The organism is Streptomyces sp. NPDC031474 (assembly GCF_055581185.1).
On sequence record NZ_JBVIJX010000003.1, the window covers coordinates 284323 to 304512 of the forward strand.

The 20190-nt window shown below is 72.4% G+C and carries 22 protein-coding genes; 6 read left to right on the forward strand and 16 right to left on the reverse strand.

Annotation, left to right across the window (positions count from 1 at the left end; genetic code table 11):
• Nucleotides 1-31: 31 nt before the first annotated feature.
• Together ACZ5SK_RS06790 and ACZ5SK_RS06795 are read right to left on the reverse strand one after the other, a co-directional pair.
• Nucleotides 32-697 (reverse strand): TetR/AcrR family transcriptional regulator, encoded by a 666-nt coding sequence (locus ACZ5SK_RS06790; protein WP_468417049.1) that lies wholly within the window; start codon nt 695-697, stop codon nt 32-34.
• 138 nt (nt 698-835) lie between these two features.
• On the reverse strand, nt 836-1024 hold the full coding sequence (locus ACZ5SK_RS06795; protein WP_334581988.1) for a ferredoxin: 189 nt from the start codon (nt 1022-1024) through the stop codon (nt 836-838).
• Nucleotides 1025-1034: 10 nt separating this feature from the next.
• Between ACZ5SK_RS06795 and ACZ5SK_RS06800 the strand changes: the two genes are divergently transcribed.
• Nucleotides 1035-1205: a hypothetical protein gene (locus ACZ5SK_RS06800; RefSeq protein ID WP_334581989.1), complete on the forward strand. Its 171-nt coding sequence runs from the start codon at nt 1035-1037 to the stop codon at nt 1203-1205.
• Between the two features lie 93 nt (nt 1206-1298).
• Here ACZ5SK_RS06800 and ACZ5SK_RS06805 read toward each other — a convergent pair whose 3' ends face one another.
• From ACZ5SK_RS06805 to ACZ5SK_RS06830, 6 genes are read right to left on the reverse strand one after another with little or no spacing between them, the layout of a single operon-like run.
• Nucleotides 1299-2615 (reverse strand): amidohydrolase family protein, encoded by a 1317-nt coding sequence (locus ACZ5SK_RS06805; RefSeq protein ID WP_468575488.1) that lies wholly within the window; start codon nt 2613-2615, stop codon nt 1299-1301.
• 25 nt (nt 2616-2640) lie between these two features.
• The gene (locus ACZ5SK_RS06810; protein WP_457495377.1) at nt 2641-2961 is read right to left on the reverse strand and encodes a hypothetical protein; all 321 of its coding nucleotides are present in this window, start codon (nt 2959-2961) and stop codon (nt 2641-2643) included.
• Nucleotides 2924-3331, reverse strand: coding sequence for a hypothetical protein (locus ACZ5SK_RS06815; RefSeq protein ID WP_457495376.1), 408 nt, complete (start codon nt 3329-3331; stop codon nt 2924-2926). The genes ACZ5SK_RS06810 and ACZ5SK_RS06815 overlap by 38 nt, the downstream gene beginning before the upstream one ends.
• Nucleotides 3328-4041, reverse strand: a complete 714-nt coding sequence (locus ACZ5SK_RS06820) for an ABC transporter ATP-binding protein (protein ID WP_334581994.1) — start codon at nt 4039-4041, stop codon at nt 3328-3330. Before ACZ5SK_RS06820 ends, ACZ5SK_RS06815 begins: the two co-directional genes overlap by 4 nt.
• Before the next feature lie 2 nt (nt 4042-4043).
• Nucleotides 4044-4757, reverse strand: a complete 714-nt coding sequence (locus ACZ5SK_RS06825) for an ABC transporter ATP-binding protein (RefSeq protein WP_334581996.1) — start codon at nt 4755-4757, stop codon at nt 4044-4046.
• Nucleotides 4735-6843 carry a branched-chain amino acid ABC transporter permease gene (locus tag ACZ5SK_RS06830; RefSeq protein WP_468417046.1) on the reverse strand — a complete coding sequence of 703 codons (2109 nt, stop codon included), beginning with the start codon at nt 6841-6843 and terminating at the stop codon, nt 4735-4737. The genes ACZ5SK_RS06825 and ACZ5SK_RS06830 overlap by 23 nt, the downstream gene beginning before the upstream one ends.
• Before the next feature lie 96 nt (nt 6844-6939).
• Between ACZ5SK_RS06830 and ACZ5SK_RS06835 the strand changes: the two genes are divergently transcribed.
• From ACZ5SK_RS06835 to ACZ5SK_RS06850, 4 genes are read left to right on the forward strand one after another with little or no spacing between them, the layout of a single operon-like run.
• Nucleotides 6940-7356 carry a nuclear transport factor 2 family protein gene (locus ACZ5SK_RS06835; protein WP_334581998.1) on the forward strand — a complete coding sequence of 139 codons (417 nt, stop codon included), beginning with the start codon at nt 6940-6942 and terminating at the stop codon, nt 7354-7356.
• On the forward strand, nt 7353-8447 hold the full coding sequence (locus ACZ5SK_RS06840; RefSeq protein WP_468417044.1) for an acyl-CoA dehydrogenase family protein: 1095 nt from the start codon (nt 7353-7355) through the stop codon (nt 8445-8447). The genes ACZ5SK_RS06835 and ACZ5SK_RS06840 overlap by 4 nt, the downstream gene beginning before the upstream one ends.
• A 6-nt stretch (nt 8448-8453) precedes the next feature.
• Nucleotides 8454-9248 carry an acyl-CoA dehydrogenase family protein gene (locus tag ACZ5SK_RS06845; RefSeq protein WP_334582001.1) on the forward strand — a complete coding sequence of 265 codons (795 nt, stop codon included), beginning with the start codon at nt 8454-8456 and terminating at the stop codon, nt 9246-9248.
• Between the two features lie 10 nt (nt 9249-9258).
• Nucleotides 9259-10056: an acyl-CoA thioesterase gene (locus ACZ5SK_RS06850; RefSeq protein WP_334582002.1), complete on the forward strand. Its 798-nt coding sequence runs from the start codon at nt 9259-9261 to the stop codon at nt 10054-10056.
• Between the two features lie 100 nt (nt 10057-10156).
• On the opposite strand, the gene ACZ5SK_RS06855 is transcribed toward ACZ5SK_RS06850, so the two are convergent.
• Together ACZ5SK_RS06855 and ACZ5SK_RS06860 are read right to left on the reverse strand one after the other, a co-directional pair.
• A complete protein-coding gene (locus ACZ5SK_RS06855) occupies nt 10157-11287 on the reverse strand; it encodes a thiolase family protein (RefSeq protein WP_468575489.1) in 1131 nt (376 codons plus the stop codon).
• Nucleotides 11280-12713 carry a class I adenylate-forming enzyme family protein gene (locus ACZ5SK_RS06860; RefSeq protein ID WP_334582004.1) on the reverse strand — a complete coding sequence of 478 codons (1434 nt, stop codon included), beginning with the start codon at nt 12711-12713 and terminating at the stop codon, nt 11280-11282. Before ACZ5SK_RS06860 ends, ACZ5SK_RS06855 begins: the two co-directional genes overlap by 8 nt.
• Before the next feature lie 53 nt (nt 12714-12766).
• Between ACZ5SK_RS06860 and ACZ5SK_RS06865 the strand changes: the two genes are divergently transcribed.
• Nucleotides 12767-13534, forward strand: coding sequence for an SDR family oxidoreductase (locus tag ACZ5SK_RS06865; RefSeq protein ID WP_334582005.1), 768 nt, complete (start codon nt 12767-12769; stop codon nt 13532-13534).
• Between the two features lie 63 nt (nt 13535-13597).
• On the opposite strand, the gene ACZ5SK_RS06870 is transcribed toward ACZ5SK_RS06865, so the two are convergent.
• From ACZ5SK_RS06870 to ACZ5SK_RS06895, 6 genes are read right to left on the reverse strand one after another with little or no spacing between them, the layout of a single operon-like run.
• Nucleotides 13598-14641, reverse strand: coding sequence for a CaiB/BaiF CoA transferase family protein (locus tag ACZ5SK_RS06870; protein ID WP_334582006.1), 1044 nt, complete (start codon nt 14639-14641; stop codon nt 13598-13600).
• Nucleotides 14638-15594, reverse strand: coding sequence for a TIGR03564 family F420-dependent LLM class oxidoreductase (locus ACZ5SK_RS06875; RefSeq protein WP_334582007.1), 957 nt, complete (start codon nt 15592-15594; stop codon nt 14638-14640). Before ACZ5SK_RS06875 ends, ACZ5SK_RS06870 begins: the two co-directional genes overlap by 4 nt.
• A 1-nt stretch (nt 15595) precedes the next feature.
• Nucleotides 15596-15997, reverse strand: a complete 402-nt coding sequence (locus ACZ5SK_RS06880; RefSeq protein WP_334582008.1) for a cobalamin B12-binding domain-containing protein — start codon at nt 15995-15997, stop codon at nt 15596-15598.
• Nucleotides 15997-17574 (reverse strand): methylmalonyl-CoA mutase family protein, encoded by a 1578-nt coding sequence (locus ACZ5SK_RS06885; protein WP_334582009.1) that lies wholly within the window; start codon nt 17572-17574, stop codon nt 15997-15999. The genes ACZ5SK_RS06880 and ACZ5SK_RS06885 overlap by 1 nt, the downstream gene beginning before the upstream one ends.
• Nucleotides 17571-19004 (reverse strand): FadD3 family acyl-CoA ligase, encoded by a 1434-nt coding sequence (locus tag ACZ5SK_RS06890; protein WP_361702625.1) that lies wholly within the window; start codon nt 19002-19004, stop codon nt 17571-17573. The genes ACZ5SK_RS06885 and ACZ5SK_RS06890 overlap by 4 nt, the downstream gene beginning before the upstream one ends.
• Nucleotides 19001-20179, reverse strand: a complete 1179-nt coding sequence (locus ACZ5SK_RS06895) for an amidohydrolase family protein (RefSeq protein ID WP_334582011.1) — start codon at nt 20177-20179, stop codon at nt 19001-19003. The genes ACZ5SK_RS06890 and ACZ5SK_RS06895 overlap by 4 nt, the downstream gene beginning before the upstream one ends.
• Nucleotides 20180-20190: the final 11 nt, after the last annotated feature.

The following is a 20190-nucleotide window of genomic DNA, read 5'->3' on the forward strand; positions in this document are numbered from 1 at the left end:
CTCCTCTGCTCGGGGGCGGGAAGGCGGGTACTCAGGGATGCAGCGGCAGGACCGGTTCACTCGGGTCGCTCTCGCCGAGCACGGACGAGGTCGCGGCGGAGACCGGAGCCTGGAGGAAGCCGACCAGGGCGTCCAGCAGGTCGCCGACGTGGACGGCGAAGGGCAGCACGGGCCCGCCGCCGACCCGGGTGCGCTCGCGTTGCGCGGCGGCGTGCACGCCGAAGGCCAGGGCCTGTGCGATGCGGTGGCCCCGCAGCGGCTCGGGAACGTGCGGAAGCAGCGAGCCGATCCGCTCGACGAAGTCGGTGGTGGGCCTGGCCAGCTCGGCCGGGAGGCGTTCGAAGAGGTCGCGGCGTCCGTGCTGCTGGAGCATGGCGACGAAGCTGAGGTAGTGGCTGCCCTCCTGCTCGCCCTGTTCCAGGACGGGCAGGACGTGGCACTCCACCCACGCCCTGAGCCCGTCCGGGCGTCGGCGGGCCACCAGTAGCCGGCGCCGCTCGTTCAGACCCGGCAGGCGGCACTCGAAGATCTCCTGGACCAGGCGCTCCTTCGTGCCGAAGTGGTACTGCACCGCCGTGTTGTTGCCGTTCCCGGCCGCCGCGCTGATCTGGCGCAGAGAGACGCCTTCGAGGCCGTGCCCGGCGAAGAGCCGCTCGGCGGCCAGGACGATCTGTTGCTTCACGGACGGTGGGACCACGGCACCAGACCCCTTCACGAGATCCTTGTTATGCGAATTGGAGAACTCCATTTTCGCATGGCAGGAACGTAATTGCGCCGCGGTGTGAAGTCAACTGCCTTGGCAGTGAGTCAGTTGAAGAGATGAGGAGACAGGTGGTTAGGCCGGCGGGAACACCGGCTCACCGCTCGCCGTGTTCGTGATCCCTATGGCCTCGATGGGACATGACTCGGCGACTTCCAGGACCACTTCGGAGGCGGGCCGGATCGCGGACCTCGCGCGTCCCTGCCCGTCCTCGTCGAGCTCGAACTCCTCCGGCGCGGCGGCCGCACACAACCCGGTACGCACGCACACCCGCTTGTCGACGCAACCGGAGACGCTCACCCGCCGCCTCACGGAGACGGAGGCCGAATTGCCGCCCGGGGTGTCCCCGGCCGTGCTGCTCATGCTGGGGAACGCCCTCGGCCGGATCATCATGATGGAGAACACGATGGGCATGACCGCGCGGGACCCGGAGCGCCAGGTCTGAGCGGCGCGGGGCGGGCCGGGGCAGCAACGTGACGACTCGTCTCGTCAGGCAAAATGCTCCCAGCCCCGCATCCCACCATCCGGGCCGCCGTCGTCAGCGCCGTCCGTCTCCTCCCTGCTCGGCGGCGGCGAGCGCGGCCTGGGCCTTCTTGCGGTAGACGGCCAGTTTCTCGGCGGGGGCGATGATCTGGTGGCTGCGGGGCCTGACGGACACGTCGTGGTTTCCGGCGGCCCTGCGCAGGGCACGCACCGTGGCCTGCTCGCGGGGGACGTGGGCGAAGGGGTCGAAGGAGTACCAGCGCATCGCGTTCTCGTGCGTCATCTTGTTGATGTCGTCGTCCGGTACGGAGTTCGCGGTCAGCACCTCGTGGAGTTCCTCGGGGGCGTTCGGCCACATCGAGTCGCTGTGCGGGTAGTCGGCCTCCCAGCAGATGTTGTCGATCCCGATGTCATGGCGGAGCCTCACCCCGATCGGGTCGCTGATGAAGCAGGTCAGGAAGTGCTCGCGGAAGACCTCCGACGGCTTCCTGCCGCCGAAGTCCTGCAGCGTCCAGGTGGCGTGCATCTCGTAGGTGCGGTCCAGGCGGTCCAGGAAGTAGGGGATCCAGCCCGTGCCGCCCTCCGACAGCCCGATCTTGATGCTCGGGTACTCCTTGAGGACGCGCGACCACATCAGATCGGCCGCTGCCTGGACGAGGTTGATGGGCTGAAGGGTGATCATCACGTCCGGCGGGGCGTCGGGCGCGGTGATGGCGAGCCGGCCGGAGGAGCCGATGTGCAGGTTCATCACCGTGCCGCAGTCGGTCAGCGCCCGCCATACCGGGTCCCAGTAGTCGGAGTGGAAGCTGGGGTAGCCCAGCGGGACGGGGTTCTCCGGGAAGGTGAGGGCATGACAGCCCTTCTCAGCGACCCGCCGGATCTCCCCGGCGCACAGCTCGGCGTCCCAGATCGCCGGGAGGGCCATCGGGATGAAGCGCCCGGGGTGGGTGGCGCACCACTCGTCGATGTGCCAGTCGTTGTAGGCGCGCACCAGGGCGAGCGAGAAGTCGGCGTCCTCGGTGGCGAACAGGCGGGCGGCGAAGCCGGGGAAGGAGGGGAAGTTGAGCTGGGCGAGGACGCCGCCGGCGTTCATGTCGGCGACGCGTTCGTCGACGTCGTAGCATCCGGGCCGGATCTCGTCCAGGCCCTGCGGCTCCATGCCGTACTCCTCCTTGGGACGGCCCGCGACCGCGTTGAGCGCGGCGTTGCCGATCCTGGCGTCCCGGAACTGCCAGACGTCGCTGCCGTCCTCACGGTGGACCAGACGCGGGGCGTCCTTCTTGTAGCGGGCCGGCAGGTGCTTCGCGAACAGGTCGGGCGGTTCGATGATGTGGTCGTCGACGCTGATGAGGATCATGTCATCGCGGTCCATGCAAGCTCCTTGAGCTCGGGGCGGGTCAGTCCGAGGCGGGCAGGGCCTTGGGCGGTTTGATCGCCAGGGGCTTTCCTCCGTACGTGAGGCGGCCGACGCCGGAGGCGGTGCAGAGGAGTTCGAGCGTGTCGTCCGGGTCGACATAGCGCTTGCCGATGAGGGTGTCCGGCGCGGGGGCGGGCGGCTGCGGGGCGGGTGCTTCCTGGGCCGGGACCATGGGGGTGCCGCCGCATTCGACGGAGGCCGCCGCCTCCCGTGGCGCCCGGATCACGATGACGCGGGTGGTGCCGGTGGCGCAGGCCAGTTGGTCACCGGGGTGCAGGGCCGGGGTGAGGGGTGACGGCATGGCGTGGTTCTCCTTCCTGGGCGGGTGCCTGTGCGGCGAGCTTCTCGCCCAGCCGGTCCAGGTCGTACGACTGGCGGGCGAGCCAGAAGCGCAGGAAGCCGGTGAGCGAGTAGCGCAGGAACAGGGCGCCGCCCACGACGGCGGCGGTGATGCCGGCCAGGCCGAGGGCGAGGGCGTCGCCCTGGGCGAGGGAGCTCTCGCCGGCGTGGGCGAGCGGGAAGGCGAGCGCTCCGAGCACGAGCCCCGCGCCCATGAGCAGCCCGCCCAGCCGCAGCCACAGGGTGGCGCGGTCGGCGGCCGGGTCGGGGATCTTCAGCTCGGCGAGTTCGCGCACGAACCGGTCCGCGCGCGCGTCGGGAGGTGCGGTCATGTGGGGCTCCCCAGGTAGTAGGCGGAGAGTTCGGCGTGCAGTGAGCTGTCCGGGTGCCCCTGCCACTGGACACGGCCGCGGACGAGGACGGCGGCGTGGTCGGCGATCTTGAGTACGGCGGCGGCGAACTGCTCGACGACGAGGACGGCGACGCCCTGCCGGGCGATGTCGGCGACGAGTTCGTACAGTTCGGCGACGACCAGTGGCGCCAGTCCCATGGAGAGTTCGTCCAGGAGCAGCACGGCGGGGTCACCGGCCAGGGCGCGGGCGAGGGCGAGCATCTGCTGCTCGCCGCCGGAGAGCGTGCCCGCGGCCTGCGCGCGCCGGGCGCCGAGGACGGGGAAGCGGGCGTAGGCGATCTCCTCGATCTCCTCCAGGGCGCGGCCCGTGAAGGTCATCATCAGCAGGTTGTCCCGCACGGACAGGTTGGGGAAGACGCCGCGGCCCTGGGGTACGAGGCACACGCCGGCGCGGGCGAGGTCGCCGGGGCGGATACCCGTGGCGTCCCGGCCGCCGAGCAGCAGCCGGCCCGCGCTGGGCGCATGCACACCGGCGGCGACCTGCAACAGGGTGGTCTTGCCTGCGCCGTTGGGCCCCAGGAGGGCCACGACCCGGCCCGTCCCGACGCTCAGGTCGACGCCGTGCAGGACGGTGATGCCGGCGTGTGCGGCGCGGATGCCGGACAGCTGCAGCAGAGGCCTGGCGCTCATGATCATGCCTCCCCCAGGTAGGCGGCGAGAACGGTCTCGTCGCGCTGGACCTGGGCGGGCGGGCCGCTGGCGACCACGGTGCCCAGGTCGAGGACGTACACCTCGTCGCAGACGCCCATCACCAGGCTCATGTCGTGTTCGACGAGCAGGACGGCCGTGCCCTCGTCGGCGAGGGAGCGCAGCAGCGCGGCGAACCGCCTGGTCTCCTCCGTGTCCTGTCCGGCCGCGGGCTCGTCGAGGAGGAGCACGCGCGGGCCCAGTACGAGGGCGCGGCCGACCTCGGCCAGGCGGGCCTGTCCGGTGGGCAGGGCGTCGGCGGGGTCGTCGGCCACGTCGGTCAGTTCGAGCCGCTCCAGTACGGCGTCCGCCGTTCGGGCCGCGTGGCGGTGCCCGGGTCCGAGTTCGGCGGCGACGAGCAGGTTGTCGCGGACGCTGAGACGGCCGAACAGCTCCAGGTGTTGGAAGGTGCGGGACATTCCGCGCCGGGCGCGTCGGGCCGGGCCTTCGCGGGTGATGTCGTGGCCGTCGAGGCGCACCCGGCCGGTGCTGGGGCGGCGCAGCCCGCAGACCACGTCGAACAGGGTGGACTTGCCGGCGCCGTTGGGGCCTATGAGGCCGGTGATCCGGCCGGCCTCGGCCGTCAGCGAGACGTCGTCCAGCGCGCGGCGTCCGCCGAAGGAGACAGTGATGCCCTCAGCTCGCAGCAGTGGTGGCACGGCTGAGCACCTCCCCGTCCTCCGGCCGCCAGGGCCGGCGCAGTCCCCACCATTCGGGCGGGACGTCGGCGGGTGCTCGCCCGGCGGCGGCCCGGGTGCGCAGCAGCAGGGCCGCGCCCGCGGCAGCCGTGATGAGCAGCCATCCGTTGGCCGAGTCGAGCGCCGCGAGCAGCCAGCACACGCCGAGGACGCCGAGCAGCGCGGACAGCAGCCGCCGGTCGCGGGCCAGCGGCTCCCATTCGGCGCGCATCCTCGCCAGGACACCGCCCGGGTTCTGGGCGAGGCCCATGCCGGCGAGAGCGACGAGGAGGGAGGTCACGTCCTGGGTCCAGGAGCCGAGGCCATGCGTCAGCTGTGCCGGGAGGACGACGGCGAGGCCGGTGAACAGGCCTGTGCCGACGGCGCCGAGCCCGCCGATGACCGCGATCAGGAAGACGGGCAGCCCCGCGACGAGGTTGAACTGCTCGGCGGTGACGGTCTGCAGCTGCATGCCGTAGAGGGCACCGCCCAGTCCCGCGATGCCGGCGGACAGGGCGAAGACGGCGGTCTTGGCGGCGAGCAACCGTCCGCCGAGCGTGGCGTAGGCGGCCTCGCTGTCGCGCAGCGCGATCAGGCGGCGGCCGTACCTGCCCCGGCGCAGCGCGGCCACGCCGAGCGAGGTGAGCGCGAGGCACACGGCGGACAGGAGCAGCAGCTGGGCCGGGGAGGTCAGGTGCAGGCCGAACAGGTCGGGGCCGGTGACCGCCACCGAGCCCTGGTCGAAGAGGGCGATGCGTACGCCCAGCACGTCGAAGGCGGGCAGGGTGAAGATCCAGCGGTCCAGGACGACGGCGAAGGCGGCGGTGCCGAGGGCGAGGTAGATGCCGGACAGGCGCAGCGCGGGCAGCGCGATCAGTGCGCCGACGGCCGCGGCCACCAGCACGGCGACGGGCAGCGCCCACAGTTCGCCGTGCGCGCCGAGGTGCCCCCACACCACGGCGCCGATGCCGGCGACGGAAAGCTGACACAGGGAGATCTGCCCGGTGTAGCCGGCCAGCGGAACGAAGGACAGCGCGATGACGCCGAGCGGGAAGAGGGCGCCGTAGGAGATGATCTGGTCCTGCGTGAGGACCGTCACCAGGAACAGGGCGAACACCACGACGCCGCCCGCGAGCAGGGCGCCGCCACGCACCGTGGGCAGGGGGACGCGGACCGGGGTGCGGTCACGGCCGCGCAGCCTGTGGTGCGGGAAGGCGAGCAGGGCCAGGAACAGCAGCAGCGCGGGGGCGGCCAGGCGCAGGCCCGGCAGGTAGTCGTTGCGGGGCAGGTAGCCGGCGAGGTAGGCCTCCAGCAGGCCGACGACGACCGCTCCGAGGAAGGTCAGGGGCAGGCTGCGCAGGCGGCCGAAGACGGCGGCGGTGTAGGCGCTGACGATGAGCAGGGACAGCTGCTGGGCGTCGAGCGCGACGGTGGGTGCGATGAGGATGCCGCCGACGGCGGCGAGCTGGATGCCGAGCACCCACGCGAGGCGGGTGGCGCGCAGCGGGTCGGCACCGGTGAGGCCGGTCAGGGCCCGGTCGTCGACGGAGGCGCGCATCTCGGTGCCCAGGCGGGTGCGGTGCAGCAGGACCCACAGGGCGGCGGCGATCGCGAGGGCGACCGCCATGGTGACGGCCTGGTGCCAGGTGACGGTGGCCGGGCCGAGGCGCAGCGCGGGCCGGTCGGCGAAGAACGGCGAGAGCGGGCGCGGGGTGTTGGGATCCCACACCCAGCGGGCGAGCGCGATGCAGCCGGTGAGCAGGGCGATCGTCATCACGAGGCGTTCGGCCTCGCCGAGGGCCTGCACCGGGCGCATCAGCACCCGTTCGACGAACAGGCCGAAGGCCGGGGCCAGGACGAGGAGGACGACGGCGAGGGCGAGCGGGACCGGCCAGCCCCAGCCGACGGCGAGCTGCCAGTAGGCGAAGGCCGAGAGCATCCCGGCCGCGCCGTGGGCGAAGTTGAAGACGCCGGTCGTGGCGTGCGTGACCACCAGGCCGGTGCCGATCACGGCGTAGACGGCGGCGGTGCTGAGGCCGACCGCCGTGAAGGCCAGGAACTGATCCATGGCTTGGAAATTAGCTTCTCACTATTGGAGAAGCAAGCATTCGGAGCAATACTCCTTCAGCGAGAATGACATTCTCACGAGAGAGGACGACGGCCCTTGAGCGACACCGACGACCTGGTGGAGATCGAGCAGTTGCTGGCCCGCTACGCGGTCGCCATGACCCGTGGGGACGTGGACCGGGTGCTCGCGGTCTTCACCCCGGACGGCAGTTACAGCGCCTTCGGCGACACCTACCCGCTCGACGAGTTCCCGGCGCTGATCGCGGCGGCCCCGAAGGGTCTGTTCCTGGTCGGGACGCCGGCGATCGAACTGGACGGTGCCGCGGCCACCGGCACCCAGCCGCTGTGCTTCGTCGAGCACTCCACGCACGAGCTGCGCATCGGCTACTACAACGACGCCTACGTCCGCACCCCGGACGGCTGGCGGCTGCACACCCGCGCCATGACCTTCGTCCGCCGCAGCGGCGTCCACGACTCGGGCCGCCCGCACGCCTTCGAGCGCACCCGCCGATGAGGCCCGCCGAGTTCCGGCAGCAGCTGTCCGCCTGGCTGGACACCCACGACCTGACACCCGGCGCGGACCACGACCTCGACGCGCAGGTCGGCCAACTCGCCCGCGTCCGGCGCGAGTTGTGGCAGGCCGGCTGGATGCGGCACGGCTGGCCGGACGCGGTCGGCGGGCTCGGCGGACCGAGCGTGCTGCGGGCGGTGCTGGGCGAGGAGGTCGCCTCGCGGGACCTCGCGGAGCCCGGCCTGTGGTCGATGGTCGAGGTCCTGGTCCCCACCCTGATCGACTACGCCCCTGCGGCCCTCGCCGCCGAGATGGTGCCGCGGCTGCTGGGCGGCGAGGAGCAGTGGTGCCAGGGCTTCTCCGAGCCGGGATCCGGCAGCGACCTGGCGTCCCTGTCGACGCGGGCGGTACGGGACGGCGATGACTGGGTGGTGACGGGCCAGAAGGTGTGGACGAGCCTCGCCCAGTACGCGGCCCGCTGCGTGCTGCTGGCCCGGACGGGCGGGCCGGGGCACGACGGCATCAGCGCCTTCTTCCTCGACATGGACTCCCCCGGCGTCACCGTGCGGCCGCTGCGCACGATGCACGGCGTCGACGAGTTCGCCGAGGTCTTCCTCGACGGGGTGCGCGTCCCCGCCGCACGCATGCTGGGCGCCCCCGGCGACGGCTGGCGGCTGGCGATGGACCTGCTGCCGCACGAGCGCTCCACCTGCTTCTGGCACCGCGTCGCCCACCTCTACAGCCGCCTCGACCGCCTCCTGGCCGACGACTGCGAACCGGACGCGGACGCGCTGGGCGCCGTCTGGCTGGACCTGCACAGCGTACGGTGCCGCTCGGCCGCCACCCAACGGGCGCTGGCGGACGGCGGGCGGCTCGGACCGGAGACCTCCGTGGACAAGATCCTGCTGGCCGGGGCCGAGCAACGGCTGTTCGACACCGCACGGGACCTGCTGCCGGGCGCGGTGGAGCTGGCGACCGACGGGGCGTGGCGCACCGAATACCTGTACTCGCGGGCCGCGACCATCTACGGCGGCACGGCCGAGATCCAGCGGAACATCGTCGCCCGCCGCCTGCTGGACCTCGGGAAGGAGTGAGACGCGGTGGACAGCGCCGAACGCGCACTGCTCGAACAGGCGTTGCACAAGACCATGACGACGAGCGCGCCGGGTGCCGAACTGGACGCCACCCTGGCGGACCTCGGCTGGGGCGAGATGCTCACGCAGGAGCCGGACACCGCCGTCCCGCTGGTGTTCAGGCTGCTCGGAGAGACGGGCGCGCAGGCGCCGCTGCTCAACGACGTCGTCCTGCGGGCGGCAGGCCACCCGCCCGGCGGCACCCCGCCGCTGCCGTACGCGGGCGGCACGTGGGTGCGCTGGGCGCGGGGGGACGGGCCACCGGCCGGTCCGCTGGACGACGGACTTCCGCTGCACCGCTCCGACCCCCGTGACCTGTCGGCCCCGGCCCTGGCCGCGGGGCGGCGGGCGCTGGGCTGGTGGCTGCTGGGGACAGGGCGGACCATGCTCTCGCTCGCCCGCGAACACGTCCTTCAGCGACAGCAGTTCGGCCGTCCGCTCGCCTCGTTCCAGGCCCTGCGGCACCGCCTGGCGGAGACGTATGTGGCGCTGGAGGCCGCGGAAGCGGTGCTCGCCGCCGCGGACGACGACGCCGGCGCGTTGCTCGCCAAGGCGGCGGCCGGCCGGGCCGCGCTCACCGCGGCGCGCCACTGCCAGCAGGCGCTGGGCGGCATCGGTTTCACCGCCGAGCACGCCCTGCACCGGCACGTCAAACGTGCCCTGGTGCTGGACGGGCTGCTCGGCTCCACCCGTGAACTGACCCGCGAGGCGGGGCGGTTGCTGCTGCGCCGGTCGCACACACCCCGCCTCGTCGACCTGTGAGGGGCGACTCATGACCGACCTGTGGAAGGACCTGCTCGGCTGCCTCGATCTCGCCCCGCTGGGCGAAGGCGCCTACGAGGGCCGCTCGCAGCGGCTGGAGTACCGGCGGCTGTTCGGCGGGCAGTTGCTCGCCCAGTTCGCCTGCGCGGCGCAGCTCGCGGCACCCGGCAAGGGTCTGAAGTCGCTGCACACGCAGTTCCTGAGGGAAGGGCGCACGGGTGAACCGGTGCGTTACGAGGCCGAGGTGCCGCAGCAGGGCCGCACCTTCGCGGCAGTACGGCTGACCGCCCGTCAGGAGCGCGGGATCGTGGCGGTCGCGAACGCGAGCCTGCACGCCCGGGAGGAAGGTCCCGACCGTCAGACGACGGACCCCGTGCCCGCTCTGCCAGGGCCGGAACGTGCCGTTGAACTCGGCCTGCTTCCCTGGGAGTCGAGGGCGGCGACCGATCTCGACACCGCGAAGTCCGAGCCTGCCGGGTACGAGCTGTGGACCCGCGTCCCGGACGCTCCCCGAGCCCTCGCGCCCGCCCTCCTCGCCTACACGACCGACCTCTCGCTGATCGGGACCGCCCTGCGGCCGGTCGAGGGCGTGACCCAGACGGACGCGGGCCGGGCGTTCACCTCGGCCGTCACCGCGCACACCCTCTGGTTCCACCGGCCCTTTTGCACCGGCGACTGGCTCCTGCTGCGCCAGCACAGCCCGCTCGCCGCGCACGCACGGTGCTTCGGCCGCGGGGACGTCCTGACCTCGGACGGCACCCTGATCGCCTCGTACGCGCAGGAGGCGCTGCTGCGCTTCGCGGCGTGAGCTGCAGGTCGGCGGCCGGGGCCGGCTCCCGTACGTGCCGCCCGGGAGGCCGTCCCGTGTCCCGGGACCCGCCGGAAGGCGGCGCCAGAAGGCGCCGCCGTCAGGGCGCCGGTACCTCCAGTACCAGCGCCGCCCCCATCCCTCCGCCCGCGCACATCGCGGCCACCCCCACTCCCCCGCCCCGGCGCCGCAGCTCGTGCACGAGGGTGACTGCCATGCGGGTGCCCGTCGCGGCGACGGGGTGGCCCAGGGAGCAGCCACTGCCGTTGACATTCACCGTGTCCGGGTCGAGATCCAGACGGCGGATCGCGGCGAGCGGCACCGCCGCGAACGCCTCGTTGATCTCGAACAGGTCCGCGTCCGACAGCGCCAGCCCCGCCCGCTGACATGCCTTGGGTATCGCCCACACCGGGCTCAGGCCGGTCTCGGCCGGGTCCACGGCCACGGAGGCCCACGACAGCACCCTGGCCAGTGCGGGCAGACCGAGCCGCCCGTCGGCCACCGCCACGGCCGCCGCCGCGTCGTTGGCGCCGCAGGCGTTGCCCGCCGTGATCGAGAAGCCCTCGATCTCCGGGTGCAGCGGTTTCAGCGCGGCCAGCTTCTGCGCACTCGTGTCGCGCCGTGGGTGTTCGTCGGCCTCGAACGGACCGTGCGGCGTGTCCACGGGAACGGTCTCGGCCTTGAAGCGGCCCTCGTCGAGGGCTCGGACGGCGTTGCGGTGCGAGCGCAGCGCCCACGCGTCCATCTCCGCGCGGCCGAGGCCCTCCCGTACGGCCGTGTTCCAGCCGACCGTGATCGACATGTCGAGGTTGGGGGCGTCCGGGCGGTCGGGGTGGGAGGGCGGCACCCAGCGCTCGCCGCCCAGAAAGGTCAGCCGGGGAGCGGTGGACGCGGAGTTGACCCCTCCGGCGAGCACCAGCCGGTCCATGCCGGCCCGGACGGAGGCCGCCGCCGTCGCGACGGCGGTGAGCCCTGCCGCGCAGTGCCGGTTCAGGGCGAGGCCCGGCACCTGCGGCAGGCCCGCCGTGAGTGCGGCGTGGCGGGCGACGACGCCGCCGCCGTAGTGCGACTCGGCGAGGACCAGGTCGTCGACGAGGTCCGGATCCAGCCCTTCGGACACGGCCGTGACGACCCGCTCGGCGAGTTCGTACGCGGTCGTGTCACGCAGGCTCCCCTTGAAGGCGGTGCCGATCGGGGTGCGCAGGGCGGCGACGAGCACGGCGTCAGGCATCGGGTGCCTCCTGAAGTTCGGTGACCAAGGTTCGGCGCAGTAGCTTTCCGGTGGAGGTCCGGGGCAGTTCGGGGCGGAAGACGACGGTGTCCGGCGTCTTGGAGGAGCGCAGGCGCTGCTTGGCGAAGGCGCGGATCTCCTCCGGGTCACCCGCTCCGACCAGCACGGCGACCAGACGCTGGCCCCACTCCGGGTCGGGCAGCCCCAGTACGGCGGCCTCGCGCACCCCCGGATACTGGAGCAGTACGTCCTCGATCTCGGCGGGGGCGATGTTCTCCCCGCCACGGATGATGGTGTCGTCGGCGCGGCCTTCGACGAAGAGGTAACCGTCCTCGTCCAGACGGCCCCGGTCACGGGTGGCGAACCAGCCGTCGGTGTCCGTGCCGCCCGCCTCCGCGTACTCGCCGGAGATCTGCTCGCCGCGCACGAAGACGAGTCCCGTCCCGCCCGGTCCGAGCGTCCTGCCGTCCTGGTCGCGGATCTCGACCTCGACCCCGGGCAGTGGGCGGCCCACCGACCCGAGCCGCGCCCGCACCGTCGCCTCGTCGGAGGTGAGCGCCCGCCGGTGGTCGTCGGGGCCGAGCACGCAGACCGAGGAGGCGGTCTCGGTCAGCCCGTAGGCGTTGACGAAGCCGGCCCGCGGGAACTGCCGCAGCGCCGCCTCCACCACCGGGCGGGGGCAGCGCGCACCGCCGTAGGCGAGGCTGCGCAGGGTTGGCGTGGCGGCCTCCGCCGCACCGAGCTCGGCCGTGATCCGGGCGAGCATGGTCGGCACGAGCATGGCGTGGGTGACGCCCTCGAGGCGTACCGTGGCCAGCCAGTCGGCCGGGTGGAAGGCGGACTGATAGACGAGGCGGCGGCCGGCGTACAGGTTCGTCAGCAGGTTCATCAGACCGGCCACGTGGTACGGGGGGAGGGCGACCAGGCTCGCGTCGGTCTCCGCCGCGGAGCCGAAGTCCTGGGTGTTGAAGACGTAGGCGAGCAGATGACGTTGGCGCAGTAGGGCCGCCTTGGGGGCGGCGGTGGTGCCGCTGGTGTAGAGGACGACGGCGGTGGCGTCGCGGTCGTCGGGGGCGGGCCGCCACTCGGGCTCGCCCGGCGGCGGGGCCAGCAGCGCGTCGAGTCCGTCCGGGTACAGCACTTCGGCCCCGGGGTGACGCGCGATCAGGGCACTCAACTGCTCTTCGGAGGAGCGGTAGTTGAGGGGGACGAACGGGACGCCGGCCAGGGCCGCGCCGAACAGGGCGACGGGGTAGGCGAGGTGGTTCGGGCCCAGGTACAGGACCGCCGAGCGGTCACGGAAGCGGTCGGCCGCGTGACGTGCGAGGCGCTGGAGCCCGGCCGCGGAGAGCGAACGGCCGCCCTCCGTGACGGCCGGACGGTCCCCCGCGGAGGCGGCCATTTCCAGGATCACGGCTATGTTCATGAGAACGTCATTCTCTTACACTCAGAGCCATACTCGCAAGAGAGGGGAATGGCGTGCACATCGACGGATCCTCGGCCCTGGTGGTCGGCGGCGCGGGCGGACTCGGTGAGGCGACGGTGCGGCGGCTGCACGCGGCGGGCGCCCGGGTGGTGGTCGCCGACCTCGCCGACGACAAGGGCAAGGCCCTGGAGGCGGAGCTCGGGGTGCGGTACGTGCGCACCGACGCCACGGACGAGGACTCGGTGGGCGCCGCGGTCGAAGTGGCCGAGGGCGCGGGCGAGTTCAGAATCGCCGTCGACTGCCACGGCGGCCCGGCGAGCGGTGGACGGCTCGTCGGCAAGGACGGCGCGCCGCTGGACCTCGCCGGCTTCCGCAGCACGGTCGACGTCTATCTGACCGGCGTCTTCAATGTCGTACGCATGGCTGCCGCGGCGCTGGCGCGCACCGCGCCGCACGACGAGGACGGCGGGCGGGGCGTGATCGTCACGACGTCCTCCATCGCGGCGTACGAGGGCCAGATCGGGCAGCTGCCGTACGCCGCCGCGAAGGGCGGGGTGAGCGCGATGACGCTGGTGGCCGCCCGGGACCTGTCCCCCCTCGGCATTCGCGTGGTGTCCGTCGCCCCGGGCACCGTCCTCACGCCCGCCTACGGCAAGGCCGCCGACCGTCTGGAGGCCTACTGGGGCCCCCAGGTGCCGCATCCACGGCGGATGGGGCGACCGCAGGAGTACGCCGCACTGGTCCAGCACCTGTGCGAGAACGACTACCTCAACGGTGAGGTGGTGCGGCTGGACGGGGCGTTGAGGTTCCCCCCGAAGTAGCACGACCCCGTTCGCAGGAGCCTGCGAACGAGATTTGAGCGACTTCGCGCCGAGAAGGCGTTGTCAGGCCAGATCGCCGTGTTCACCCAGCCGCGGTGGTGGGCCGTACACGGGGTCGTGACCGGTGATGCGGAACGGGCTGGCGACGAGCTGGTGATCGCCGGCCCGCACCACCGCGCCGGGGTTCTCGCCGAGGGCTTCGGGGAGGGTGCGCACGGCGCCCGCCGCCACTCCGAGCGGGCGCAGCCGGGCCTCCCAGCCCGCCGCGGTGTCGGCGGCGAGTGCCTTCGTCACCGCCGCGATCACCTCGTCGCGGCGGGCGGCGCGCTCGGCCATCGTGGAGTAGCCCTCGATGCCGGCTTCGGCGGCGAAGGAGCGCCAGAAGCGGTCGTGCGTGATGAACAGCGCCAGGTGGCCGTCGGCGGTGGGGAAGAGCTGGGCGGGAACGTAGTACGTGTGCGCGCCGCCCAGGCGGCGTGGGGCGACGCCCTCGTTGAGCCAGGCGGCGGCGTGGTAGTTGAGCTGGGAGAGCATCACGTCCCGCAGGCAGACGTCGAGTTGACCGCCCTGGCCGGAGATCACCTGCGCCAGCAGACCGAGTGCGGCGGCCAGTCCCGCCGAGTTGTCGGCGGTGGAGTAACCGGGCAGCAGGGGCGGGCCGTCGGGGGTGCCGGTGAGCGCGGCGACGCCGGTGACGGCCTGCACGACGTAGTCGAAGGCGGGTTCGTCGCCCGCCTCCAGGCCCCAGCCGGTGAGGGCCACGCACACCAGCCGTTCGTTGAAGGGCCGCAGCGCTTCGTAGGTGAGGCCGAAGCGGCGGATGGCGGAGGGTTTGAGGTTGACGAGCAGCGCGTCGGCTTCGCGCACCAGCTCGTGCAGGCGGTCCTGGCCCGCCGGTGCGGCCAGGTCCAGGCGGATCGACCGCTTGCCCCGGTTGAGGCTGGCGAAGTAGGCGTCGGAGACCTGCCGGGAGAGGTCGCCGCCGGGTGGCTCCACCTTGGTGACCTCGGCGCCCAGGTCGGCCAGCAGCATGGTGGCGTACGGCCCGGCCAGGATGTGGCCGACCTCCAGCACGCGCAGCCCCGCCAGGGGCCCGGTCCCGGTCACCGAAAGTCCGCGGCGATCGCCGCGACGGCGTCCCGGGTGCGCAGCTTGGAGGCGACGAGTTCGTCCCGCCCGGTGCCGATGGGCAGCAGGCGGACCGAGAGGTCCGTCACGCCCGCGTCGGCGAACCGCCGGAAGCGGGCCGCGATGGCCGTCTCGTCACCGGCCGCGCACAGGTCTCCGACGTCGCGGGCGTCGCCGTACTCCAACAGGCGCTGGTAGTTCGGGGAGACCTCGGCCTCGCCGAGGATGCGGTTGGCGCGCTCGCGTGCCGCCTCGACCTCGTGCGGCGCGCACAGGCACACCGGGATGCCCGCGACGATGCGGGGAGCGGGGCGGCCCGCCGCCTCCGCCGCCTTGGTGAGAGTGGGGGCGACGTGCTCGGCCACCGACCGCTCGTCGGCCATCCACAGCACCGTGCCGCCCGCGCACTCCCCCGCGATACGCAGCATCACCGGGCCCAGCGCGGCCAGCAGGACCGGCAGGGGGGCGAGCGGGCTGAGGGTGAGCGGGTTGTGGACGCGGAAGACGTCGTTCTCGACGTCCACCGAACCACCCCCGGACAGCGCGGCGCCGAGCACCTCGAGGTAGGCGCGGGTGTACGCCGCGGGCTTGTCGTAGGGCAGGCCCAGCATGTCGCGGACGATCCAGTGGTGGGAGGCGCCGACGCCCAGGGTGAGCCGTCCGCCCGCCGCCGCCTGCGCGGACATGGCCTGCCGGGCCAGCGCGACGGGATGCTGGGCGTGGACGGGGACGACCGCCGTGCCGATTTCGATGCGTTCGGTGGCCTGGCCCATGAGGGCCACGGCGGTCAGCGCGTCGAAGTCGGTCGGGACCTGCGGCACCCACACGGTGTCGAACCCGGCGTCCTCGGCCCAGCGGGCGTCGTCGGCCATGCGCGCCGCCTTGTGCGCAGCGTCGCCCCGTTCGGGGCCGCTCATCACTCCGACTCGCATGTCAGTCCTCCGGGGCTGTCAGGGCGCGGATGTCCGCGACGATCTCGTCGAGCGGGGTGCCCGTGGGATACACGCCGGCGGCCCCGGCCTCCCGCAGGCGTGCGACGTCCGAGGCCGGGATGGTGCCTCCGACCACGACGGGGATGTCGTCGCCGCCGGCGGTGCGCAGCGCCTCGACGGTGCGGCGGGTCAGGGTGAGGTGGGCGCCGGAGAGGATGGACAGGCCGACCAGGGCGACGTCCTCCTGCACGGCGGTGGCGGCGATGTCGTCCACGCGGTGCCGGATGCCGGTGAACACCACCTCGAACCCGGCGTCGCGCAGCCCGCGGGCGACCAGCTTCGCGCCGCGGTCGTGCCCGTCGAGACCGGGCTTGGCGACGAGTACGCGCACCGGTGCGCTCATCAGAACACCACCGGCTGCCGGAACTCGCCCCACACCGCGCGCAGGGCGTCGGCCGTCTCGCCGACCGTGCAGTAGGCGCCGGCGCAGGCGATGAGCGGCTCCATCAGGTTGGTCTCTCCTTCGGCGGCGCGCCGCAGGTCGTCGAGGCGGGCGCGCACCTCGGCCGCGCTGCGCTCGGACTTCACCCGTGCGAGCCGCTTGAGCTGGCGTTCGCGTCCCTCGGCGTCGAGTTCGTAGGTGGCCAGGTCGGGCGAGGGCTCGTCGACGGTGAACTGGTTGACGCCGACGACCGGCCGCTCGCCGGAGGCGGTCTCCTGGTGCAGTCGCCACGCCTGGTCGGCGATGAGCCCTTGCAGGTAGCCGTCCTCGATGCAGCGGACCATTCCGCCGTGGGCTTCCAGGTCGGACATGATCTCGGTGATCCGCTCCTCGGTGGCGTCGGTGAGGGATTCCACGAAGTACGACCCGCCCAGCGGGTCGGCGACCTTGGCCACGCCCGTCTCGTGCGCGAGGATCTGCTGGGTGCGCAGGGCCAGCGTCGTCGACTCCTCGCTCGGCAGGGCGAACGGCTCGTCCCAGGCGGCGGTGAACATCGACTGCACGCCGCCGAGGACGGAGGCGAGCGCCTCGTAGGCGACGCGCACGGTGTTGTTGCGGGCCTGCGGGGCGTGCAGCGAGGCTCCGCCGGCGACGCAGCCGAAGCGGAACATGGCCGCCTTGTCGGTGCGAGCCCCGAACCGCTCTCGCACGATGGTCGCCCAACGCCTGCGGCCGGCCCGGTACTTGGCGATCTCCTCGAAGAAGTCACCGTGTGTGTAGAAGAAGAAGGAGATCTGCGGGGCGAACTGGTCGATGGTCATCCGGCCGCGTTCGAGGACCGTCTCGCAGTACGTGACGCCGTCGGCGAGCGTGAACGCCATCTCCTGTACGGCGTTGGCGCCCGCGTCGCGGAAGTGCGCGCCCGCGACGGAGATCGCGTTGAAGCGGGGCACCTCGGCGGCGCAGAACTCGATCGTGTCCGCGATGAGCCTGAGCGAGGGCTCCGGGGGCCAGATCCAGGTGCCGCGCGAGGCGTACTCCTTGAGGATGTCGTTCTGGATGGTGCCGGTGAGTCTCGCCCGGGGGATGCCGCGCTTCTCGGCGGCGGCCACGTAGAAGGCGAGCAGGATGGCCGCCGTGCCGTTGATGGTGAAGCTGGTGCTGATGCGGTCCAGCGGGATGGCGTCGAAGAGGATCTCGGCGTCGGCGAGGGTGTCCAGCGCGACGCCGACCCGGCCGACCTCGTCGGCGTACTCCGGGTCGTCGGAGTCGTAGCCGCACTGGGTGGGCAGGTCGAGCGCCACGGACAGGCCGGTGCCGCCCTGGCCGAGGAGATAGCGGTAGCGGCGGTTGGACTCCTCGGCGGTGCCGAAGCCGGAGTACTGGCGCAGGGTCCAGGTGCGGCCCCGGTAGCCGGTGGGGTAGTTGCCGCGGGTGAAGGGGAACATGCCCGGGTCGGGGGGAGGAGTGGGGCGGTCTGCGGGACCGTACACCGGCTTGAGGGGGATGCCGGAGGCGGTGCGGAAGTCCTGGGTCATGTCAGTCGGTCCTTCATCACCTTTCCGGTGGCGTTCAGCGGCAGTTCGGTGCGGAACTCGACGTGGCGGGGCGCCTTGAACCCGGCCATGTGCTCTTTGGCCCAGGCGACCAGCTCCGATTCGGTCACCTCGCCGCGCGGTACGACGAAGGCCTTGCCGACCTGCCCCAGCCGCTCGTCGGGCACTCCGACGACGGCGACCTGGGCGATGGCCGGGTGCTTCAGCAGAAAGCCCTCTATCTCGGCGGGGTAGGCGTTGAAACCGCCGACGACGAACATGTCCTTCTTTCGGCCGACGATCCGGAGGCGGCCCTCGGCGTCGAGTTCGCCGAGGTCCCCGGTGTGCAGCCAGCCGTCCGCGTCGACGGCTTCCTCGGTGGCCCCGGGGTCGTCGAGGTAGCCGCGCATGACGGAGTATCCGCGCACGAGCACCTCCCCGTCGTCGGCGATGCGCAGCTCGAGGCCCTCGCAGGGCCGGCCCACGGTCGCGGCCACGGCCTCGTAGGAGTCCTCGGGCCGGGACGCGGTGACGGTGCCGGCCTCGGTGAGGCCGTAGCCGGTCATCAGGTGCGTGAACGGCAGTTCGGTGGTGATGCGGCGCACCAGTTCGACCGGGATGTCGGCGGCCCCGGTCACCGCGACCCGCAGCGACGACAGGTCGCGGCCCGCGTCCGCCGCCAGCAGGGAGTGGTACAGCGTCGGCGGCCCCGGCAGCACGGTCACCCGTTCCTTCTCCACCAGGTCCAGCACCCGGTCCACGTCGAAGACGCCGACCGGGAGGACGGTCGCGCCCCGGATCATCGACGCCACGAGGCCCGCCTTGTAGCCGAAGATGTGGAAGAACGGGTTGACGATCAGATACCGGTCGCCCTGCCTGAGCTGCGCGAGATCGCACCACTCGGTGTACAGGCGCAGGGTCTGGCGGTGGGTGGTCATCACGCCCTTGGGGCGGCCCGTCGTGCCGGAGGTGAAGACGATGTCCGCCACGTCGTCCTCGTCGACCCGGCGTTCCAGCGGATCCCCGGAGGCGAGGAAGCCGGAGGTCTTCAGGTCGATGACGGGCACGCCGGGCGGTCCGGTGAACTCCCGGTCCAGGAAGCCGTTCTGGACGAGCAGCGCCTTGGCTCCGCTGCGGACGACGATGTCGTGGGCCTCCTCGTCGAGGAAGCGGGTGTTCACCGGCACGAGCACCCCGCCGGCCGTGAGCAGGCCGAACGCGGCGACGATCCACTCGGCCGAGTTGGGCGCCCACAGCGCCACCCGGTCGCCCGGACCGACGCCCGCCGAGGCGAACGCGCCCGCGGTGCGCCGGACCCGGTCGGCCAGGCCGGTGAAGGTGAGGCGCAGCTCGCCGTCCACCACGGCCTCGGCGCCGCCGAACCGGTCGGCCGCGCCCAGCACCAGCTCGGGGATGGTCCGGGCGGCGGTCATGCGTCGATCAGCCGGGCCAGGTTGCCGCCCATGACCTTGGCCTTGTCCTCCTCGCTGAGCTTAACCAGGTGGTCGACGTAGCTGACCGGGTCGGCGAGGCCCTCGGGGTGGGGGTAGTCGGAGCCGAACAGGACGCGCTCGATGCCGATGAGGCGGCCGAGCTGCGCCATGTCCTCCTCCCAGAACGGGCTGATGTGGATGTTCCGCCGGAAGACGTCCACCGGGTTCTCCCGGAACTCGTGCGGCATCTTCTTGTGGACGTCGGCGAGCCGGCTGAGCAGCGGTTCCACCCACGAGGCGCCGTTCTCGATGACCGCGACCTTCAGCTCGGGGAAGCGGGACAGCGCGCCGTGGCAGATCAGCGAGGAGACGGCGTCCTCGATCGGCCGCCACTCGTTGACCTGGCGGAAGGCGTTGGGCTTGAAGGGCAGGAACTCGCGCCGCCGCCCCTCCCAGTCGTTGGCGTAGTGGGAGTAGCCGCTGTCGGAGGAGTGGAAGGCGACCAGCACGCCGGTCTCCACCACCCGCTTCCAGAACGGGTCGAACTCCGGCAGCGCGAAGGAGCGGGTGCCACCGAACCCGGGGACCGGCGCCGGGCGGACCAGGATGGCGCGGGCGCCGCGCTCCACCACCCAGTCCAGCTCCTCGATCGCCTTCTCCACGATCGGCAGGGTGATGACCGGGACGGTGAAGATGCGGTCCTTGTAGCTGAACGACCAGGTTTCGTGCAACCACTGGTTGAGCGCGTGGATGACGACGTGGATCAGCTCCGGGTCGTCCTTCATCCGCTCCTCGATGAGGCTCGCCAGCGTCGGGAACATCAGGCTGCGCCGGATGCCGAGCTCGTCCATCAGCTCCAGGCGCGGCGCCGGTTCCCGGAAGGCCGGGACGGAGCGCATCGGCTCGCCGAAGATCTCCCGTCGGGTCTTGCCGTCGGGGTTGCCGACTCGGAAGTACTCCTCCATCGCGCCGGGCCGGGCGACGACCTCGAAGGTGGGGTTGGGGATGTACTCACTGATCTGCCCGCGGATGGCGATCTTGGTGCGACCGCCGACGTTCACGTACTGAATGGCGCCGTCGTACTCCTTCGGGAGGTACTTCGTCAGCGCTTCCTGGGTCTCGTAGAGGTGGTTGTCCGCGTCGAAGAGCGGATACGCGAGTGCACGCGACGGCATGAGATCCTCCT